General features: G+C 74.8%; 19 protein-coding genes. 12 read left to right on the plus strand and 7 right to left on the minus strand.

What is annotated here, in order from left to right; translation table 11 throughout:
- Positions 1–36 precede the first annotated feature (36 nt).
- Positions 37–1362, plus strand: coding sequence for an FAD-binding protein (locus OSR43_RS20880; protein ID WP_302268748.1), 1326 nt, complete (start codon positions 37–39; stop codon positions 1360–1362).
- 78 nt (positions 1363–1440) lie between these two features.
- Here the strand turns inward: OSR43_RS20880 and OSR43_RS20885 are convergent, their stop codons facing one another.
- Positions 1441–2523 (minus strand): acyl-CoA dehydrogenase family protein, encoded by a 1083-nt coding sequence (locus OSR43_RS20885; RefSeq protein ID WP_302268749.1) that lies wholly within the window; start codon positions 2521–2523, stop codon positions 1441–1443.
- Positions 2524–2666: 143 nt separating this feature from the next.
- Between OSR43_RS20885 and OSR43_RS20890 the strand changes: the two genes are divergently transcribed.
- The 3 genes from OSR43_RS20890 to OSR43_RS20900 all read left to right on the plus strand — a co-directional run bounded on the left by OSR43_RS20890 (position 2667) and on the right by OSR43_RS20900 (position 4195).
- A complete protein-coding gene (locus OSR43_RS20890) occupies positions 2667–3026 on the plus strand; it encodes a nuclear transport factor 2 family protein (protein WP_302268750.1) in 360 nt (119 codons plus the stop codon).
- 65 nt (positions 3027–3091) lie between these two features.
- Positions 3092–3460 carry a hypothetical protein gene (locus tag OSR43_RS20895; protein ID WP_302268752.1) on the plus strand — a complete coding sequence of 123 codons (369 nt, stop codon included), beginning with the start codon at positions 3092–3094 and terminating at the stop codon, positions 3458–3460.
- A gap of 36 nt (positions 3461–3496) precedes the next feature.
- Entirely contained in the window at positions 3497–4195 is a 699-nt protein-coding gene (locus OSR43_RS20900) for an alpha/beta fold hydrolase (RefSeq protein WP_302268754.1), read from the plus strand.
- 30 nt (positions 4196–4225) lie between these two features.
- Here OSR43_RS20900 and OSR43_RS20905 read toward each other — a convergent pair whose 3' ends face one another.
- The 3 genes from OSR43_RS20905 to OSR43_RS20915 are packed head-to-tail and all read right to left on the minus strand — an operon-like array spanning position 4226 to position 6506.
- Positions 4226–5458 carry an acyl-CoA dehydrogenase family protein gene (locus OSR43_RS20905; protein ID WP_367891506.1) on the minus strand — a complete coding sequence of 411 codons (1233 nt, stop codon included), beginning with the start codon at positions 5456–5458 and terminating at the stop codon, positions 4226–4228.
- Positions 5437–5814 carry a DUF1707 domain-containing protein gene (locus tag OSR43_RS20910; protein WP_302268757.1) on the minus strand — a complete coding sequence of 126 codons (378 nt, stop codon included), beginning with the start codon at positions 5812–5814 and terminating at the stop codon, positions 5437–5439. The genes OSR43_RS20905 and OSR43_RS20910 overlap by 22 nt, the downstream gene beginning before the upstream one ends.
- Positions 5811–6506 carry a PadR family transcriptional regulator gene (locus tag OSR43_RS20915; protein WP_302268758.1) on the minus strand — a complete coding sequence of 232 codons (696 nt, stop codon included), beginning with the start codon at positions 6504–6506 and terminating at the stop codon, positions 5811–5813. The genes OSR43_RS20910 and OSR43_RS20915 overlap by 4 nt, the downstream gene beginning before the upstream one ends.
- Before the next feature lie 278 nt (positions 6507–6784).
- Between OSR43_RS20915 and OSR43_RS20920 the strand changes: the two genes are divergently transcribed.
- From OSR43_RS20920 to OSR43_RS20935, 4 genes are read left to right on the plus strand one after another with little or no spacing between them, the layout of a single operon-like run.
- On the plus strand, positions 6785–7783 hold the full coding sequence (locus OSR43_RS20920) for an ABC transporter ATP-binding protein (protein WP_302268759.1): 999 nt from the start codon (positions 6785–6787) through the stop codon (positions 7781–7783).
- Entirely contained in the window at positions 7780–8559 is a 780-nt protein-coding gene (locus tag OSR43_RS20925) for an ABC transporter permease (protein ID WP_302268760.1), read from the plus strand. Before OSR43_RS20920 ends, OSR43_RS20925 begins: the two co-directional genes overlap by 4 nt.
- A gap of 22 nt (positions 8560–8581) precedes the next feature.
- Positions 8582–9718, plus strand: a complete 1137-nt coding sequence (locus OSR43_RS20930) for a sensor histidine kinase (RefSeq protein ID WP_302268761.1) — start codon at positions 8582–8584, stop codon at positions 9716–9718.
- A gap of 11 nt (positions 9719–9729) precedes the next feature.
- Complete coding sequence (locus OSR43_RS20935) at positions 9730–10335, plus strand: response regulator transcription factor (RefSeq protein ID WP_302271744.1); 606 nt, start codon at positions 9730–9732, stop codon at positions 10333–10335.
- 10 nt (positions 10336–10345) lie between these two features.
- Here OSR43_RS20935 and OSR43_RS20940 read toward each other — a convergent pair whose 3' ends face one another.
- Positions 10346–12283 (minus strand): M3 family metallopeptidase, encoded by a 1938-nt coding sequence (locus OSR43_RS20940; RefSeq protein ID WP_302268763.1) that lies wholly within the window; start codon positions 12281–12283, stop codon positions 10346–10348.
- Between the two features lie 84 nt (positions 12284–12367).
- Between OSR43_RS20940 and OSR43_RS20945 the strand changes: the two genes are divergently transcribed.
- Positions 12368–13420, plus strand: a complete 1053-nt coding sequence (locus tag OSR43_RS20945) for a glycoside hydrolase family 6 protein (RefSeq protein ID WP_302268764.1) — start codon at positions 12368–12370, stop codon at positions 13418–13420.
- A 30-nt stretch (positions 13421–13450) separates the two neighbouring features.
- On the opposite strand, the gene OSR43_RS20950 is transcribed toward OSR43_RS20945, so the two are convergent.
- Positions 13451–13948: a DUF427 domain-containing protein gene (locus OSR43_RS20950; RefSeq protein WP_302268765.1), complete on the minus strand. Its 498-nt coding sequence runs from the start codon at positions 13946–13948 to the stop codon at positions 13451–13453.
- A 70-nt stretch (positions 13949–14018) separates the two neighbouring features.
- Here OSR43_RS20950 and OSR43_RS20955 point away from each other — a divergent pair, with 70 nt between their 5' ends.
- Complete coding sequence (locus OSR43_RS20955) at positions 14019–15308, plus strand: MFS transporter (protein ID WP_302268766.1); 1290 nt, start codon at positions 14019–14021, stop codon at positions 15306–15308.
- Here OSR43_RS20955 and OSR43_RS20960 read toward each other — a convergent pair.
- Complete coding sequence (locus OSR43_RS20960; RefSeq protein WP_302268767.1) at positions 15286–15789, minus strand: DUF664 domain-containing protein; 504 nt, start codon at positions 15787–15789, stop codon at positions 15286–15288. The two genes, OSR43_RS20955 and OSR43_RS20960, sit on opposite strands and share 23 nt — an antisense overlap.
- 42 nt (positions 15790–15831) lie before the next feature.
- On the opposite strand from OSR43_RS20960, the gene OSR43_RS20965 reads away from it, so the two are divergent.
- Together OSR43_RS20965 and OSR43_RS20970 are read left to right on the plus strand one after the other, a co-directional pair.
- On the plus strand, positions 15832–16599 hold the full coding sequence (locus OSR43_RS20965; RefSeq protein WP_302268768.1) for a hypothetical protein: 768 nt from the start codon (positions 15832–15834) through the stop codon (positions 16597–16599).
- Positions 16600–16647: 48 nt separating this feature from the next.
- Entirely contained in the window at positions 16648–17643 is a 996-nt protein-coding gene (locus OSR43_RS20970) for an LLM class F420-dependent oxidoreductase (protein ID WP_302268769.1), read from the plus strand.
- The last annotated feature ends 76 nt before the right edge of the window (positions 17644–17719 follow it).

The following is a 17719-nucleotide window of genomic DNA, read 5'->3' on the forward strand; positions in this document are numbered from 1 at the left end:
CCGTAACGCACCTCACACACCGAAGGGAGCCCCTCCATGCAGGAGATCGACCTGCTCGTCATCGGCGCCGGGATGGCCGGCCTGACCGCGGCGGCCCGCGCGACCCGCGACGGCAAGCGCGTCGTGGTGCTCGAGGTGTCCGACGACGTCGGCGGCTCGGCACGGTTCGCGGGGTACGCCTGGACCGCGCCGTCGCGCGAGGTGATGGACGAGGTCAACCCGGCCGGCGACGAGACACTGCGGCACGCCCTGGTCGACCGGTTCGCCGACGGCGTCGCGTGGATCCGGTCCACCGGGGTCGAGGCCCGGGAGCCGGTGCCGGTCCTCGGGTTCGGCTCCGGCCACCAGTTCGACACCAACCAGTACGTCGACGTGTGCCGCCGCCTCGTCACCGAAGCCGGCGGGGAGGTCCGCCTGCGGACCACCGTCGAGCGGCTGCTCACCGAGGGCGGACGCGTCACGGGCGCCCTCGCCGTGGGCGCGGACGGAGCCGCCGAGGAGCTGCGGGCGCCGTGGACGCTGCTCGCGACCGGCGGCTTCCAGGGCGACGCCGACCTGCTCGCCGAGCACGTCCACCCGCGGGCGGGTGGCATGCAGCTGCGGTCGAACCCGCACAGCACGGGGACCGGCTACCGGCTGGCCGCCGAAGTCGGTGCCGCCACTGGGCACCAGGACGCCGGCTTCTACGGCCACCTCGTCCCGAGCGGGATCACCTTCGCGGACCCCTCCGACTTCGTGGACCTCTCGCTCTACTACAGCGAGCACGCCCTGCTGTTCAACCTGGAGAACCAGCGCTTCACCGACGAGACCCTCGGGGACCACCTCACGACCATGGCGCTGCTGGAGCAGCCCGAGTCGCGCGGCCTGCTGGTCGCCGACGCGCGCGTCCACCGCGACTGGGTCGTGGGCTCCTACGTCGAGGGCGCCGTCGCCCTCGACAAGTTCGCGGTCGCCAGCAGGCGCGGTGGACGGGTGGGGCTGGCCGAGAGCCTGGACGAGCTCGACTACCTGCCGGAGGAGTGGGGCTACGACGGCGCCGCCGTCCGGGCCCAGGTCGAGGCCTACAACCGCGCGAGCACGGCGCAGGAGCCCGTCTCCCCGGGGCGCCGCAGAGACCCGGCACCGCTGGACGAGGGGCCGTGGTACGTCGTGGAGTGCGTGCCTGCGGTGACCTTCCCCTTCTACGGCGTCCTCATCGACGACTCTGCCCGGGTACTGGGCGCGGACGGAGCGCCCGTGCCGGGGCTCCTGTGCGCCGGGTCCGACAGCGGCGGGCTGTACGACCGTGCCTATGCGGGCGGACTGGCGTCCGCCCTCGTCTTCGGGCTGGCCGCGGCCCGCACGGCGACCGGCGGGGACTGACCGCGACCCACCGCGTCGCACCGGGAACGGGAGGAGGGGCGCCCGGCGGGCGCCCCTCCTCTGCCGCGTCCTGGCGCGTCAGACGCCGATGAGCTCCGCCACGGTCGCGCGCTGCGCGCGGGAGGCACCGAAGAGCCCCTCGTCGCCGAGCACCCGGCGCAGGTAGTCGTGGGCGAAGTGCTCCCAGGTGAAGCCGATCCCGCCGTGGAGCTGCACGGCCTCGTGCGCCGTCCGGACGGCAGCGTCGGCGCAGACCGCCGCCGCCACGGCCACCGGGAGCGCGGCCGAGACCGGGTCGGCGTCCATGGCGGCCGCGGCGTACCGGACGGCCGAGCGGGAGCGCTCGAGGTCCACGAGGAGGTCGGCCAGGCGGTGCTTGACCGCCTGGAAGGAGCCGATCGGCCGGCCGAACTGCTCGCGCTGCACGACGTAGGCACAGGTGGCCTCCAGCAGGTGGGCGACGATGCCGGCGTGCTCGGCCGCGACGGCGACGTCGGCGAGCAGCGCCAGCCGCTCGACGACCTCGTCGTGGCGCGCGGTCCCCACCACGAGCGCGGCGGGTGACCGCTCGAGCGACACCCGGGCCTGGCGCCGGGTCGGGTCGACGACCGTGAGCTGCTCGACCCGCGCGGCGGCCAGGCCGGTCACCACCAGCACCTCGCCCCGCTCGGAGGCAGCGCGGCAGACGAGGTGGTCGGCCGCACCGGCCTGCAGGACGCGGGGGAGCACGCCGGAGACCAGCCAGGCCTCCCCGTCCCGCTCGGCCCGGAGCGCGACCGGTCCCCGCAGCGGGGCCACCGTGGCCACGGACCGCCCGGCCACGAGCGCGTCGAGCAGCGGACGGTGCTCGTCGGCACTGTCGGCGGCGGCGAGCGCCTGGGCACCCAGCACCGCCGAGGCGAGGAGCGGCTCGGGCAGGAGCGCCCCTCCTGCCTCCTCCAGGAGCACGGCGAGCTCGCGCACGCCGTACCCCGAGCCACCGCGCTCCTCGGGGACGGCCATGCCGGCCACCTCGAGCTCGGCGTTGAGGAGCTGCCAGAGCTCCTCGGACCAGCCTCGCTCGGTGGCGGCAGCACTCCGCACCTGCTCGTGACCGGCGTGCTTGGCGAGCACCTGGCGCACGACCTCGCGGAGCTCGTCGTGCTCTGCGACGGGGGCCATGACCGCCGGGTCCGACTCTGGCCAGGGGTTCACCACGGCACTCCTCCTCGACTGGAACTAATTTGAGTTCAGTTCAGGTTAAGTGCTCGATCCGCGGGAGACAAGGGTCGACAGCCGCGAGTGACTTGAACTAGGTTCAATCCATGCCCGACACCTCGACCCTTGTCCGGTACTACGCGGCCGTCGACGCCGGCGACCTCGACGCGGCCATGGCACTGGTGGCGCCCGACGTCCGGTTCGCGATCCACCTTCCCGGCCGCGCGGTCCGCGGCGAGGCCCGCCAGGGCCTCGTCGACTACCTGTCCGGCCGCGGGGACGTCGTCCGGCGCCACGTGCCCCGGCGCTCGTCCGTCGCGGACGACGTGGAGTTCGTCTACGGCGCGGTGGTTGAGGACGGGTCGACCACCACCGGGCACTTCCTGGCGGCGGTCCGGCTCGACGAGCAGGGCCTGATCGCGCGCTACCAGGTGTCCTTCGACCCCGAGCTGGGCCTGCTCCCGTGACCACCGGCCCCGCCACCTGTCCCGCCACCCCCACCGCGACCCACCCGGACGAGGAGCCCCGAACCGTGACCACGACGCCCCTGCTGCGCGACTGGTTCGAGATCATGGACTCCAGCACCCCCGAGCGGGTGCTCGACATGATCACCGACGACTTCCAGCTCTCCATCCTGTTCTCCACAGGAGGCCAGGCCGCCGAGTTCCGCGGCGACCGCGCCGGGCTCGTGGTCTACCTCGAGCAGCGCGAGGTCAGCGTCCTCACGCACCACCTCCTCGCCGGCGCGCGGACCGACGGCACCGAGCTCGTGCTCGGCGAGACCCGGCGCGACGGCGGGTTCGAGGCCTCCTTCAACGCCAGCGCCCAGCTCGACGAGAGCGGCCGGAAGGTGCGGCGCCTGCTGATCTGCCGCACGCCCGCCGTCCGGTTCACCGACTGAGCCGCTCACGACCGACCCCCGTCCCAGGAGACCCCGATGACCACCTACGTACTCGTCCACGGCGCCAACTACGGCGGCGACAGCTGGCGGTTCGTCACGCCCCACCTCGACGGTCCGTGCGTGGTCGTGGACCTCCCGGGACGAGGCCGTCGCCCGGCCCGCCTCGCCGAGGTCACCTTCGAGGACTTCGTCTCCGCCGCCGCCGAGGACGTGCGGGCGGCCGACGTCACCGACGCGGTCCTGGTCGCCCACTCCGCGGGCGGGCTCACCGCCGCGCACCTGCTCAACCGGGTGCCCGAGCGGTTCCGGGCGTGCGTGCTGGTGGCCTCCACCATCCCGCCGCACGGGGAGGCGATCGCCGACAACATCGACCCGGGGATCCGGGAGGCGGTGCTCGCCGGTTCCGGCGACGGCACCTACGTCCTGGACGAGGAGACCGCCCGGGCCGCCCTGTGCCACGACCTCGACGACGAGCGGACACGGCTGGCGCTCGCCGACATGCAGGCCGACACCACGGCGCTGCTCTCCGAGCCGAGCGACCTCACCGGGCTCCAGCGGCTGGGAGCGGTGACCTACGTCCGGACGACGCTGGACCGGACCCTGCCAGTGGAACACCAGGACCGTGCGATCGCCGCGATCGGCGACTGCCGGGTGGTGGACCTCGAGGCGGGCCACCTCGCGATGTACTCCCGGCCCGAGGACCTGGCTGCGCTCGTCGTCACCGCCGGGCGCTGAGCCCCGGCGGCGAGCCTCCCGCGCCGCGGCTCAGCGGACCTGGGCCCCGGAGATCGCGCGGGCGATGACGAGGCGCTGGATCTCCGAGGTGCCCTCGAAGATCGTGTAGATCTTGGCGTCGCGGGCCATCCGCTCGACGGGGTACTCGCGGGTGAACCCGTTGCCGCCGAGGATCTGCATGGCCTGGCCGGTGACCTTGACGGCCGTCTCGCCGGCGACCAGCTTGGACATCGAGCCCTCCGCCGCCTCGAAGGTCTTGCCCTGGCTGGCCATCCACGCGGCACGCCACACCAGCAGCCGGGCGGCGTCGATGGAGGTCTTCATGTCGGCCAGCGCGAAGGCGATGGCCTGGTTCTCGATGATCGGCCGGCCGAACTGCTCGCGGGTCCCGGCGTAGTCCAGCGCCACCTCGTAGGCCGCCCGCGCGATGCCGACGGCCTGGGCCCCGACCGCGGGGCGGGTCCGCTCGAACGTCGCCATGCTGGCGTTGCCGCCGGCACGGGTGCCCTCCCGGGCGCGGGCCAGGCGGGCGTCGAGCTTCTCCTTGCCGCCCAGCAGGCAGCGGCCCGGCACGCGCACCTGGTCGAGCACGACCTCGGCGGTGTGGGAGGCGCGGATGCCGTGCTTGTGGAACTTCTGCCCCTGGCTGAGGCCCTTGGTGCCGGGCGGGACGACGAACGACGCCTGGCCGCGCGAGCGCAGGTCGGGGTCGACGACCGCGGTGACGACGTGCACGTCGGCCAGGCCGCCGTTCGTCGCCCACGTCTTGGTCCCGTTGACGACCCACTCGTCGGTCGCCTCGTCGTACGTCGCACGCGTGCGCATCGCGCCCACGTCGCTGCCGGCGTCGGGCTCGGAGGAGCAGAACGCGCCGAGGCGCAGGTCCCCGGGCTGGCCGAACATCTCCGGGACCCACTCGCCGACCTGCTCGGGCGTGCCGTTCGCGCTGACGCCGGCGGCCGCGAGGGCGGTGCCGACGATGGCGAGGCCGATGCCGGCGTCGCCCCAGAAGAGCTCCTCCATGGTCACCGGGATGCCGAGACCGCTCTGGTCGAAGCTCTGGGTGGCGAAGAAGTCGAGGGAGTAGAGCCCGATCTTCGCGGCCTCCTCCAGCACCGGCCACGGGAACTCCTCGCGCTCGTCCCACTCCGGCGCGGCCGGGCGGATGACGTCGGCGGCGAAGGAGTGGACCCAGTCGCGCAGCTCGAGGTGGTCGGGGCCGAGGTCGAACGAGGGTGTCGTCACGTACCGGAGGGTAACCACGCGCCTCGCCGGTGTCTGCGCACCACGACGAAGAGCACGAGCGCCAGCAGCACCAGGGGCAGGTGGGTGAGCACGGTCAGCACGACCAGCCCCCCGGCGACCGCGAGCACCGCCGGCGAGGGCCCCGACCGACGGGCCGCCCCCCGGCCCGACACGGACCGGACGGACCGGGCCGGAGGGGCGGCCGGCAGGTCGCGGAACACGGGACCCAGGTCCGCCCGCGTGCGGGCGGCCCAGACCCGGTCGAGGCGCTCCGCGTGCTCCTCGGCGGTCAGCCGGCCCTCGGCATAGTGCTCTGCGAGGTCGGCCGCCGCCCGGTCGCGCTCGGCGTCGCCGATGCGCAGGTGCTCGTTCATGCGTCCGTGGCGGGCCGGTCGTCCGGCCGGTCCCCGGCCTGGTCGTCGGCCGGGTCCTCGGCCGGGTCGCCGTCGGCGAGGATGCCGTACAGCCGGCGACGGGTGTCGACGAGGACGTCGACGGCCGCGCGGCGCTGGCCCTCGCTGCCGGTGGTGACGATCTGCCAGACCGCGCTCATGACCTGCCCGATCTCGGGACGGACGTCGACGCCGCCGCGGGCGTCCTCGCGGGTCGACGCCTCGAAGGGCGACCAGACCGCGGCGAGCTCCTCGGGGTGCTCGGCGACGTACGCCCGGCCGGCCTCGGTGAGGCGCAGCGCGCGGCGACCGCGGTCGGCGTCGGTCTCGACCAGGCCCTCGTCCTCGAGCTGCTGCACGGTCGGGTACACCGAGCCGGGGCTGGGCCGCCAGGCGCCCTCCGTGCGGTCGGTGATCGCCTGGATGACCTGGTAGCCGTTGAGCTGCTCGGTCTCGCCGGCCGTGGCCAGCACGTCCAGGATGGCCGCACGGACGTCGCCGCGGCGGGCGCGGGGTCCGCGACGGCCGTCGCCGGCGCCCGGGCTGCCGAAGAGGCCGGCGAGCCACGGCGGCGGTCCGCCGCGACGGCCGCCGCCGCGGTGCCCGCCGCCCAGGTCGGACCAGGCGCCCCAGGGTCCGGGGCCGCCGCGCTGGGGGTGGTGGTGGTGCTTCATGGCGCTCTCCTTCGAGTACGTGTCGCGAACTGTTCGCGATATATCGTGACTGTACGTCGATAGGACCGTCCAGACAAGGACTCCGGTGTCGGATTCCCCGGCCCCCCGGGGATTCCTGCGCTTCTTGGGGGAAACCTCCCCTGGGAAGCGCAGGTTTCACCTGAGGAGTTCCGCCCGAGGGCCGGGACCGCCCGCGGGGCCTGACCTGACAGATGTCATGGCCGACCGGTGAGCCGGCGCACTGGGGCAGCGCCGGATCCGCTGGGAGCGTGGGACGCATGACGACCAGCACTGCTCCCGCCGTCCCCAGCGGTCCGCACATCGAGGTGCGGGGGCTCCACCGGACCTACGGCACGGGCCCCGAGGCGTTCGAGGCCGTCCGCGGCGTCGACCTGGTGGTCGAGGCCGGGACCGTCGTCGCCCTCCTGGGCACGAACGGCGCCGGCAAGACGTCCGCGCTCGAGGTGGTCGAGGGGCTGGCGCCGCCGAGCGCCGGGGAGGTCCGGGTGCTCGGGCTGGACCCGGTGGCCGACCGGGCGGAGGTACGGCGCCGGACCGGCGTGCTGCTGCAGAGCAGTGGGTTCCCGGCGGACCTCACCGTGGCCGAGACGCTGCGCATGTGGGCGGCGACGATGACCGCCCCGCGGCCGGTCGCCGACGCGCTGGCCGACCTCGACCTGGCCGGCCGCGCCGACGTACGGGTCCGCGCCCTCTCCGGCGGCGAGCTGCGCCGCCTGGACCTGGCGTGCACGCTGCTCGGCGAGCCGGAGGTCGTGCTGCTCGACGAGCCCACCACCGGGCTGGACCCGGAGAGCCGCCGCCGCGTGTGGGAGCTGGTCGCGGGCCTGCGCGACCGCGGCTGCTCGGTGCTGCTGACCACCCACCACCTGGAGGAGGCCGAGGAGCTGGCCGACCGGGTGGCGATCATGCACGCCGGGCGCATCGTCCGCGAGGGCACGCCCGCCCAGCTCGGCGCCGACCACCCCTCGACGATCCGGTTCGAGGGCACCGCGGCCGGGCTCCCCGACCTGCACGGTCTGCCCGCGGTCGCCCGGGTCGGCACCGACCACGGCACCACGACCATCGAGTCCCGCGACCTGCAGGCGACGCTGACCGCGCTGCTCACCGCCGCGGCCGACCGCGGCGTGCGCCTGCCCGGCCTCGAGGCCCGCAGCGCCTCGCTCGAGTCGGTCTTCCTCGCCATCGCCTCCGGCGAGGAGCCGGCCCCCGCACCCGCACCCGAACCCGCCCGCCCGACCGGAGGAGCCGCCCGATGACCACGCTCTCGCTGTCCCGCACCGCGGGCCTGGCCCGCGCGAACGCCACCCTGGTCCTGCGCAACCGGCTCACGCTCATCTACGGCGTCGTCCTCCCGCTGCTCCCGCTCGGCCTGCTGCTGGTCGGCGACAGCGGGTCGGAGGACTCCGGCGGCGCCGGCGCGGCCGCGATCGTGACCGCGCTGATGATGGCGGCGCTCTTCCCGGTCTTCTACAACCTGCTCTCCCAGCTGGTCACCCGCCGCGACGAGCTGGTGCTCAAGCGGCTGCGCACCGGCGAGAGCACCGACGCGGAGATCATCACCTCGCTGGCGCTGCCCGGCTTCGCGGTGGCGCTGGCGACCGCCGTGGTCGCGGTGCCGCTCGCGATCGCCTTCGGCCAGGACGCGCCGCTCAACCCGCTGCTGTACGCCGTGACCGTGGTCGTCACGCTGCTGATGTTCGCGGCGTTCGCGCTGTGGACGGCCGCCTGGACCCGCAACGCCGAGGCCGCCCAGATCACGAGCATGCCGGTGATCCTGCTCGCCGTGCTGGGCCAGGTCGCGATCGGCTTCCCCGACGAGGTCCGTCGGTTCACCGACCTGACGCCGGGCGCCGCGATGACCGACCTGGTGCGGGTGAGCTGGTTCGGCATGGAGACCGGCAGCACCGAGCGGACCCTCGACTTCGCCGGCAGCTGGGCGGCCGCCGGGCAGCCGCTGCTGGTGCTGGTCGCGTGGGCGGCGCTGGCCGGGTACCTCGCCCGCCGCTCGATGCGGTGGGAGCCCCGCGCCTGACGGCGCGACTAGGGTCGGGGCCGTGCTGCAGCGGTGGTGGCGTCGCGCCTGGTCCGACCGCGACCAGGTCCAGCGCGTCGACCTGTACACCCGCCAGTCGCTCTACGTCATCGCCGGCGGGATGAACCTCCTGATCCTCCTCGGCGCCGTGCCTGCGGCGCGCCAGCACCCCGCGGCGTACGCCACGACCGTCGCGGCCGGCGCCGCGCTCTCCGTGGCCTCCGCCTGGTCGCTGCGCGACGCCATCCGGATCTACCCGCACACCGGCCCGCTGCCCGTCCGGAGCACCGGCGTCCTGGTCGGCCTCGCCGTCCTCGCGACCGCCGGGGCGCGGGCGCTGCCGACCGACCTGCCGGACGCCCTCGGGCTGCTCGCGGCGTTCTCCCTGGCCTGGGGCCTGGGCGGCTACCGCGACCGCCGGGTCGCGGTCGCCGGTCTCGTCGGCATCGGTGTGGCCGCCTGGCTGCCGTCGAGCGACCCCGCGACGGCGACGTACGGCGTGCTGGTCGGGGCGTTCTTCATGACCACCGCCCGGCTCTCGCTGTGGCTGCTCGACATCGTCCTGGAGCTCGACCGCGGGCGCGACGCCGAGGCGGCGCTGGCGGTCGCCGAGGAGCGGCTCCGGTTCTCCCGCGACGTCCACGACGTGCTGGGCCGACGGCTGGCGACGATCGCGGTCCAGGCCGAGCTCGCCGCCACGCTCGCGGGCCGCGGCGACGAGCGCGCGGCCGACCGGATGCTCGAGGTCCGCTCGCTGGCCCACGAGGGTCTGAAGGAGGCCCGCGAGCTGGCGCGCGGCTACCGGGCGGTCGACCTGGCCCAGGAGCTGGACGGCGCCGTCGCGCTGCTGCGCTCGGCCGGCATCGACGCCACCGCCGACGTCGACGGGCTGCCCGAGGAGTGGCACGAGCCGGCGGCGTGGGTGGTGCGCGAGGCCGTCACCAACGTGCTGCGGCACTCCCGGGCCACCTGCGTCGAGGTGCAGTACGCCGCGGGCGCCCTGACCGTGCGCAACGACGGCGCCCTGCCCGAGAGCGGCGGGGACGGCGCCGCCGGCACGGGCCTGGCCGGCGTGCGGTCGCGCCTGGCCACCCTCGGCGCCGGGCTCGAGACGGTCCGGGACGCCGACTCCTTCACGGTGCGGATGGTGCTGCCGTGAGCGGGGGCCCGGTGGTCCGCGTGCTGCTGGCCGACGACGAGAACCTCATCCGCGAGGCGCTCGCCCAGATGCTCGACCTCGAGGACGACCTCGACGTGGTCGCGCAGGCCGCCTCGGGCCCCGAGGCCGTCGCCGCCGCGGTCCGGGCCGGCGTCGACGTGGCGGTGCTCGACCTGCAGATGCCCGGCCTCGACGGCATCGCCGTGGCCGAGCGGCTCGCCGCAGACCTCCCCGGCTGCGCCACCGTGATCGTCACCAGCCACGGCCGGCCCGGCCACCTCAAGCGGGCGCTGGCGGCGGGCGTGCGGGGGTTCCTGCCCAAGACCACCTCCGCCGCGACCCTGGCGCGGGTGGTGCGGACCGTCCACGCGGGCGGCCGGTACGTCGACCCCGACCTGGCCACCGAGGCGATCGCCGCCGGGGACAGCCCACTGACCCCGCGGGAGGCCGACGTGCTGGAGCTGGCCGCGGACGGGGCGCCCGTCGACGAGATCGCCGCCCGCGCCTCGCTCTCCCCCGGGACCGTGCGCAACTACCTGTCCAGCGCCGTCATCAAGCTCGGCGCCGCCAACCGGCACGACGCCTGCGCCATCGCCCGCCGGATGGGGTGGATCTGAGACCGGGCGGCTACCGGGCCAGCCAGGCGGCGTACGCGTCGAAGGTGTAGGGCCGCCCCAGGAAGTCCTCGACCAGGTCCGCGGCGTCCTTGGCGCCGCCCGGCGCCAGCACGCGGTCCCGGTAGCGCCCGGCCACCTCGGGGTCGAACAGGTCCGCGGGGTCGAAGGCGCTGAAGAGGTCCTTGGCGATCACGAGCGACCACATGTAGGTGTAGTACGCCGAGGAGTAGCCGCCGAGGTGGCCGAAGCTGGCGAACATGTGGGTCCCCTCGATCCACCGCAGCGGCGAGTACTGCTCCTGCAGCTCCACCATCCGGGCGGTGAGGTCGTCGGGCCGCTCGGCGTGGAACCAGTAGGACATCGCGGCGTAGAACATCTGCACCCGCGCGAAGGTGCCCTTGCCGAAGTCGTCGGCCCTCCGCATCCGCTCGACGAGGTCGGCGGGGATCGGCTCGCCGGCCGCGTCGGTGGCGAAGGAGCGCAGGACCTCGGCGTCCCACGCCCACTCCTCGAGCATCTGGCTCGGCGCCTCGACGAAGTCCCACTCGGTGGCGACGCCCGCGAACCGCGCCCACCGGCCGTGGCCGCCGAGCACGTGGTGCACCAGGTGGCCGAACTCGTGGAACAGCGTCACGACGTGGTCGTGCTCCATCAGGCCGCGGGAGAAGTTGCAGACCAGGACGCCCTCGGGCAGCTGCTCACCGGCGACGCCGTCGACGAGGGTGAACTGCGCGGCGTGGCCGTACTTGCCCTCGCGCGGGTGGAGGTCGAGGTAGATCCTCCCGACGGCGGAGCCGTCCACGGCCGAGGTGACGTCGTACGCCGTGACGTCGGGCGCCCAGACGGGCGCGTCGGGGACCGGCTCGTAGTGCAGGCCGAAGAGCCGGCCGGTCACGTCGAGCAGGCCCTGGCGGACCTTGGCGAACTCGAAGTAGGTCCGCACCAGCTGGGCGTCGACCTCGAGCTGCTCCTTGCGGACCAGCTCCTCGTAGTAGGCGGAGTCGACGGCGGTGAGCGCGTCGGCCTCGGGCCGGTCCCGGCGCAGCCGGTCGAGCACCAGGGCCAGGTCGCGCTCCCCCGGCTCGCGCGCGGCCTCGGCGATCCGGTCGATGAACTCCGGGATCGCGGCGCCGGAGCCGATCATCTTCACGGCCGCGTCGTAGGACGGCCAGGAGTCGTAGCCCACCAGCGTCGCGCGCTCGTGGCGCAGGGCGAACAGCTCGCGCAGCACCTCGTCGTTCTGCGGCCAGCCGCGCTGGAGGAACTCGACGGCGATGTCGCGGCGCACGTCGGCGTCGTGGCAGAACGTCCGGACCGGGACCACGTCGGGGTAGTCGGTGGTGACGGTGACCAGCCCGTCCTCGTCGGGGGCGTGGGAGTCCAGCCAGTCCTGCGGCAGGCCGGCGAGGCGCTCCGGAGCGACACGGATCGACCGGACGTCGTCGCGGATGCCGCGCGAGAAGGCCTGGTCGAGCTCGGTCAGCCGGTCGTCGAGCTCGGCGATCCGGGCCCGGGTCGCGTCGTCCCGGTCGACCCCGGCGCGACGGAAGTCCTCGAGCGTCCTGGTGAGCAGCCGGGCGGCCTGCTCGTCGAGACCGGAGGGGTCCAGCGCGGCGAAGGCGTCGTGGAGCGCGCGGTCCTGGGAGAGCTCCGTGGCGAGCTTCGCGACCTCCTGCTCGGCCCGGTCGCCGGTGTCGCGGACCGCCTCGAGCGGGTGGACGTTGCCGAACAGCGAGCCTGCGGCCGCGACTCCCGAGAGGAGGCGGGTCACCGCGTCCCACTGCTCGAGCGCGGCCACCGGGTCGGTGGGCGGGTCGGCGCGCAGCTCCTCGACCAGGGCGCGTGCCCGGGCCAGCCCGTCCTCGGTGCGGGCGGCCAGCCAGGCCTCGGCGGAGTCGGCGTCGGGCAGCTCGAGCGGCGTCGGCGAGGAGGGCAGCGGTGAGGTCACGCGCCGATGGTAGGCCCGGCCGCCGACGCCACCGGCTGGGCCGTTCCGCCCCGGCGAGGTGGCCTGCGCACCTACCCTGGGGCAATGCTCCGCCCGTCCCTGCGCGCCCGAACGGCTGCCCTCCTCGCCGCTCTCGCGCTCGGCGCGACCCCGCTCGTCGGCCTCACCGGGCTGGCGAGCCCGGCGAGCTCGCAGCCCGCCGACCGCGACGCGGTCCACCAGGCACCGGTGAAGGCGCCGGCAGCATCCGCGGCGGCGGCGAGGAAGGACCCCCGCAAGACGCGCGGTCTCTTCGTCGACCGGCGGATGCCGGTCTTCGGGCAGGGCTCGCGCTACGCGAAGATCGCGGGGAAGTCCCAGGCGCTGTGGCTCGGCATCGAGTACTACCCCACCGACCGCGTCCGCGCGGTCGTCGAGGAGTACGTCGGCATGGCCGCCGAGGCCCGCAAGACCCCCGTGCTCGTCGTCTACTCCATCCCCGACCGCGACTGCGACCAGCACTCCGCCGGCGGCGCGGCCGACGGGCCGGCGTACCGCGACTGGGTCAAGCAGGTCGCCGCCGGCGTCGAGGGCAGCAAGCCGCTGCTGGTGCTCGAGCCCGACGCGATCCCGTTCATCGGCGACCCCGGCTGCGAGGACGTCGCGGACCGCGTCTCGCTGCTGCGCTTCGCGGTCAAGAAGCTGAGCACGGCCGGCGCCTGGGTCTACCTCGACGCCGGGCACAGCGACTGGCGGCCCTACGACGGCCGCGCGCTGCTGCTCAAGCAGGCGGGGGTGGCCCTGGCGCGCGGCATCGCCACGAACGTGTCGAACTTCCGCAGCCTCCGCGACGAGCTCGCGTACGGCGCCCAGCTCCGCGCCGACCTGGCCGGGCTGGGCGTCACCGGGGTCAAGCAGGTCGTCGACACCTCGCGCAACGGTGCCGCGGACCCCGTGGCCGGCGACGTCATCAACCCGACCTGGGCGCGGGTGGGCCGGGCCCCGAAGCTGGTCTTCGACGGCGCCCTCGACGGGCGGCTGTGGGTCAAGCACCCCGGCGAGTCCGACGGTCCGGTCAACGGTGGCCCCGGGTCGGGCCAGTGGTGCGACCTGCTCGCCGACCGGCTGCTCGGCCTCGGCGAGTCCCCCACCTGCTGAGCCCGCGCCCGGCCCCGCCGGGGCAGCGGCTCACCAGCCCCAGGTGCCCGGGTCCCCCTTGAACGGCCCGACCACGGCCGAGGTGATCCAGCCGCCGTAGAACCCGCCCGGCTGGGGGAGCACCCGCTCGCCGTCGACCCAGCAGGAGTCGACCGCGGACGGCATCACCGCCAGCGCGTCGGCGAGGTCGCGGAACGCCGGGGTCGGGTCGGGGTAGGTCCACGCCGCCCCGGGGGCGGTGCGGCCACCGCCGAGCAGGTCGAGGTAGGCCGCCCGGCCCTTCCACTCGCAGGTGCTCGACCCCTCCGCCGCCCGCAGCGACCCGGCCACGAAGTCCGCGCGCGGCAGGTAGTACGTCGGCGGGTGGCTGGTCTCCAGCACCCGCCACCCCCGGGTGGTCGAGGCGACGGTCACCCCGCCGAGCACCACCTCGAGGCGGGCGGTGGTGGCCTCGAGCCGGGGCGGACGCGGGTAGTCCCACACCGACTCCTGGCCCGGCCCTGGCTTCTCCGGCACGGGTCGTCGCACGTGCTCGACGGTAGCCCGGCGGCCCACCCGTCGCCGGGCGCCGCCGCGGCCGGGCGTAGGTTTCCGCCCCGTGGCGACGGCAGCACGGTTGCGGGGGCTCCTCGCCGACACCCGCCCCCTGCGCGACGAGCACTTCCGTCGGCTGTGGGTCGCCAACATCATCACGGTGATCGGCGCGCAGCTCACCGTCGTGGCGGTGCCGGCGCAGATCTACCAGGAGACCGGCTCCTCGGCGTACGTCGGGCTGACCGGGCTCTTCGGGCTGGTGCCGCTCGTCGTCTTCGGCCTGTACGGCGGCGCGCTGGCCGACGTCTTCGACCGGCGCACGATCCTGGTGGTCACCACGGTGGGACTGATCGTGACCAGCGGCCTGTTCTGGCTGCAGGCCGCGGCCGGCGGGGTCGGCGTGTGGGTGCTGCTGTCGCTGTTCTCGGTCCAGCAGGCGTTCTTCGCGGTCAACCAGCCCACCCGCAGCGCGCTGCTGCCCCGGCTGCTGCCCGCCGAGCTGCTGCCGGCGGCGAACTCGCTGAACATGACCGTCTTCCAGGCCGGCGCGATCGCCGGGCCCCTGGTCGCCGGCGCGCTCATCCCGGTCCTCGGCTTCGAGTGGCTCTACCTGATCGACACCTTCACGCTCCTGGCGACGCTGGGCGCGGTGGTGCGGCTCCCGGCGCTGCCGGTGCTCGACGCCGTCGCCGGCGCGCCCGGGCTGCGGTCGGTCGTCGAGGGCCTGTCCTACCTGCGCGGGCACCCCGTGCTGCTGATGTCCTTCGTCGTCGACATCATCGCGATGGTCTTCGGCATGCCGCGGGCGCTGTTCCCCGAGATCGCGCACCTCGACTTCGGCGGCCCCGACGAGGGCGGGCTCGTCTTCGCGGCGCTGTTCGCCGCGATCCCCGCCGGCGCGGTGGTCGGCGGCGTGCTGAGCGGCTGGGTGTCGCGGGTCGAGCGGCAGGGCCGGGCGGTCGTCTGGTGCATCGTCGTGTGGGGCGGCGCGATGACCGGGTTCGGCCTGGCCGTGGGGCTCGCCGACCGCTGGCGGGAGCCGATGCTCGTGGTGGCGCTGCTGATGCTCGTCCTGGGCGGTGCCGCCGACATGGCCTCCGCGGCGTTCCGCACCTCGATGCTGCAGGCCGCCGCGAACGACTCGGTGCGCGGCCGGCTGCAGGGCGTCTTCATCGTCGTGGTGGCCGGCGGGCCGCGCGTCGCCGACGTGGCGCACGGTGCCGCTGCGACCGCCGTCGGGACGGCGGCGGCCGCCGCCGGCGGTGGCGTGCTGGTCGTCGTCGGCACCGTCGTCGCGGCCCTGGCGGTGCCGTCGTTCGTCCGCTACCGGATCACGCGCCCAGCAACCCCCTGACGTACGCCGCCTGGCCGAGGTGCTTGGTGTCGTCGTCGACCACGCTGACCAGGCGCGCGCCGAGGGTGACCGGCGGGTCCCAGCTGTCGTCGACGACCCGGTCGAGGTCGTCGGGGCCGACCGTGTCGAGGAACGCCACCGTCTGCTCGTGCACCGCACGGAGGTACGCCGCCAGCAGGTCCGCCGGCGCGCGGACCCGACCCACGGCCTCGGCGTCCTGCCCGTAGCCGGTGGCGCCGTCGTCGAAGGGCAGGTTGAACCGCTCCGCGAACCCCTGGGCGGTCCACACCTGCTCCTGTCCGGCCACGTCGGCCACGTGGTCGTCCTGGACGCGGGCCAGGTGCCAGACCAGCCACGCGATCGGGTTGGCGTCCGGCGCCGGCCGGCGGGTCAGCTGGTCGTCGGTCAGGCCGTCCACGACCGCCGTACCGCTCTCGACGATGCGCCCGAAGGCGTCCTTCAACAGGTCTGCGGGAGTCATGCCTACCGACGGTACGTCGCCGCTGGGGGTACCGGCCGTCACATGAGGCTCCCGTCGGTCCCCGGTCCCCGCGACGTCCGCTGGCTCGTCGAGCAGGCGATGGCCGTCGCCCCGCGGGCGGCGAACCTGCTCGGCGGGGCCGAGGACCTGCTCGCGCAGGCCGGGGGGCTGCTCGGTCGCGTGCAGGCGCTGGTCGCGCGCGTCGAGTCGATCGTCGAGGACGTCGACGGCATCCGGGCGCGGGCCGACGAGCTGGTCGCGGGCGTCGACGAGATCCGGGTCCGCGCGAGCGCGTCCATCGACGGGGTCGACGAGATCCGGGGCCGGGCCGACACGGTGATCGGCGGCGTCGACGAGGTGCGCGGGCGCGCGGTGGACGTCGTGGACCAGGCGCAGCGGATCGCCGACAAGGGCGAGCGCGCGATGGGCGGCCTCGACGACGTGCGGGAGCGGGCCGACGTGCTGCTCCGCCGCGTCGAGGAGGGCGCGGTCGGGCGGATGCTCGACCTCGCCGAGCGCCTCGAGCCCTCGCTCGAGGCGCTGGAGCCGGTGCTGACCCGCCTGGCCGAGACGACCACGCCGGCGGAGGTCGACGCCGTCGTCGGCATGGTCAACAAGCTGCCGGCGCTGGAGAAGGCGCTGCACGAGGACGTCATGCCGCTGCTGCACCGCCTCGACAGCGTCGCACCCGACATGCACTCGATGCTCGAGGTGACCCAGGAGCTCAGCGAGCTCGTGCTCAACCTGCCCGGGATGGGCCGGATCAAGAGGAAGGTCGAGGAGCAGCAGGACGACGACGCCCCCGACTGATCCCCTCGCGCCGCGTCGCTCGTCGGCGCGGCTGGGTACCGCTGGGGCATGACGCGCTTCGGCTACACCCTGATGACCGAGCAGAGCGGACCGCGGGAGCTGGTGAAGTACGCCGTGGCGGCCGAGACCGCCGGCTTCGACTTCGAGGTCTCCAGCGACCACTACTCCCCGTGGCTGACCGAGCAGGGCCACGCGCCGTACGCCTGGACCACGCTCGGTGCGGTCGCCCAGGCCACCGAGCGGGTCGGCCTGATGACGTACGTGACCTGCCCGACGCTGCGCTACCACCCGGCCGTCGTCGCGCAGAAGGCCGCGACGCTGCAGATCCTCGCCGAGGGCCGCTTCACCCTCGGCCTGGGCAGCGGCGAGAACCTCAACGAGCACGTCGTCGGCGCCGGCTGGCCGGCGATCGGGCCCCGGCAGGAGATGCTGCGCGAGGCCATCGAGATCATCCGCGCGCTGCACACCGGCGAGCTCGTCGACTACCGCGGGCAGCACTTCGACGTCGAGTCCGCCCGGGTCTGGGACCTGCCCGAGGAGCCCGTCCAGATCGGCGTGGCCGTCGCCGGCGAGCGCGGCCTCGAGCAGATGGCGCCGCTGGCCGACCACCTCGTCGCCACCGAGCCGCGCAAGGACCTCATCGAGGGCTGGAACAGCGTCGACGGTGCGCCGAAGATCGGGTCCGGCGGCGCCCGCGCGGTCGGGCAGATCCCGATCTGCTGGGGCCCCGACGAGGACGCCGCGGTGGCGCTGGCCCACGAGCAGTTCCGCTGGTTCGCCGGTGGCTGGAAGGTCAACTCCGACCTCCCCACCCCCGCCGGCTTCGCCGGCGCCACGCAGTTCGTCCGCCCCGAGGACGTCGCGGAGTCCATCCCCTGCGGCCCCGACCTCGACAAGATCGTCGAGTCGGTCTCGGCCTTCTGGGAGGCCGGCTTCACCGACATCGCCCTCGTCCAGGTCGGCGACGCCCTGCAGGAGCAGTTCCTCACCGACGCCGCGCTGCCGCTGCTCGAGAAGCTGCGGGCTGCGGCGCCGTCGTCGTAGGCCGGGGTGCCGGGGCCCTGCAGGGGTCCCCGGTGAACCGGTGACTCCCTCGCTCACCGGGGCAGATCTGCCCCGG

The sequence above is a fragment of the Nocardioides sp. Arc9.136 genome, from assembly GCF_030506255.1.
Classification (GTDB): Bacteria; Actinomycetota; Actinomycetes; order Propionibacteriales; family Nocardioidaceae; genus Nocardioides.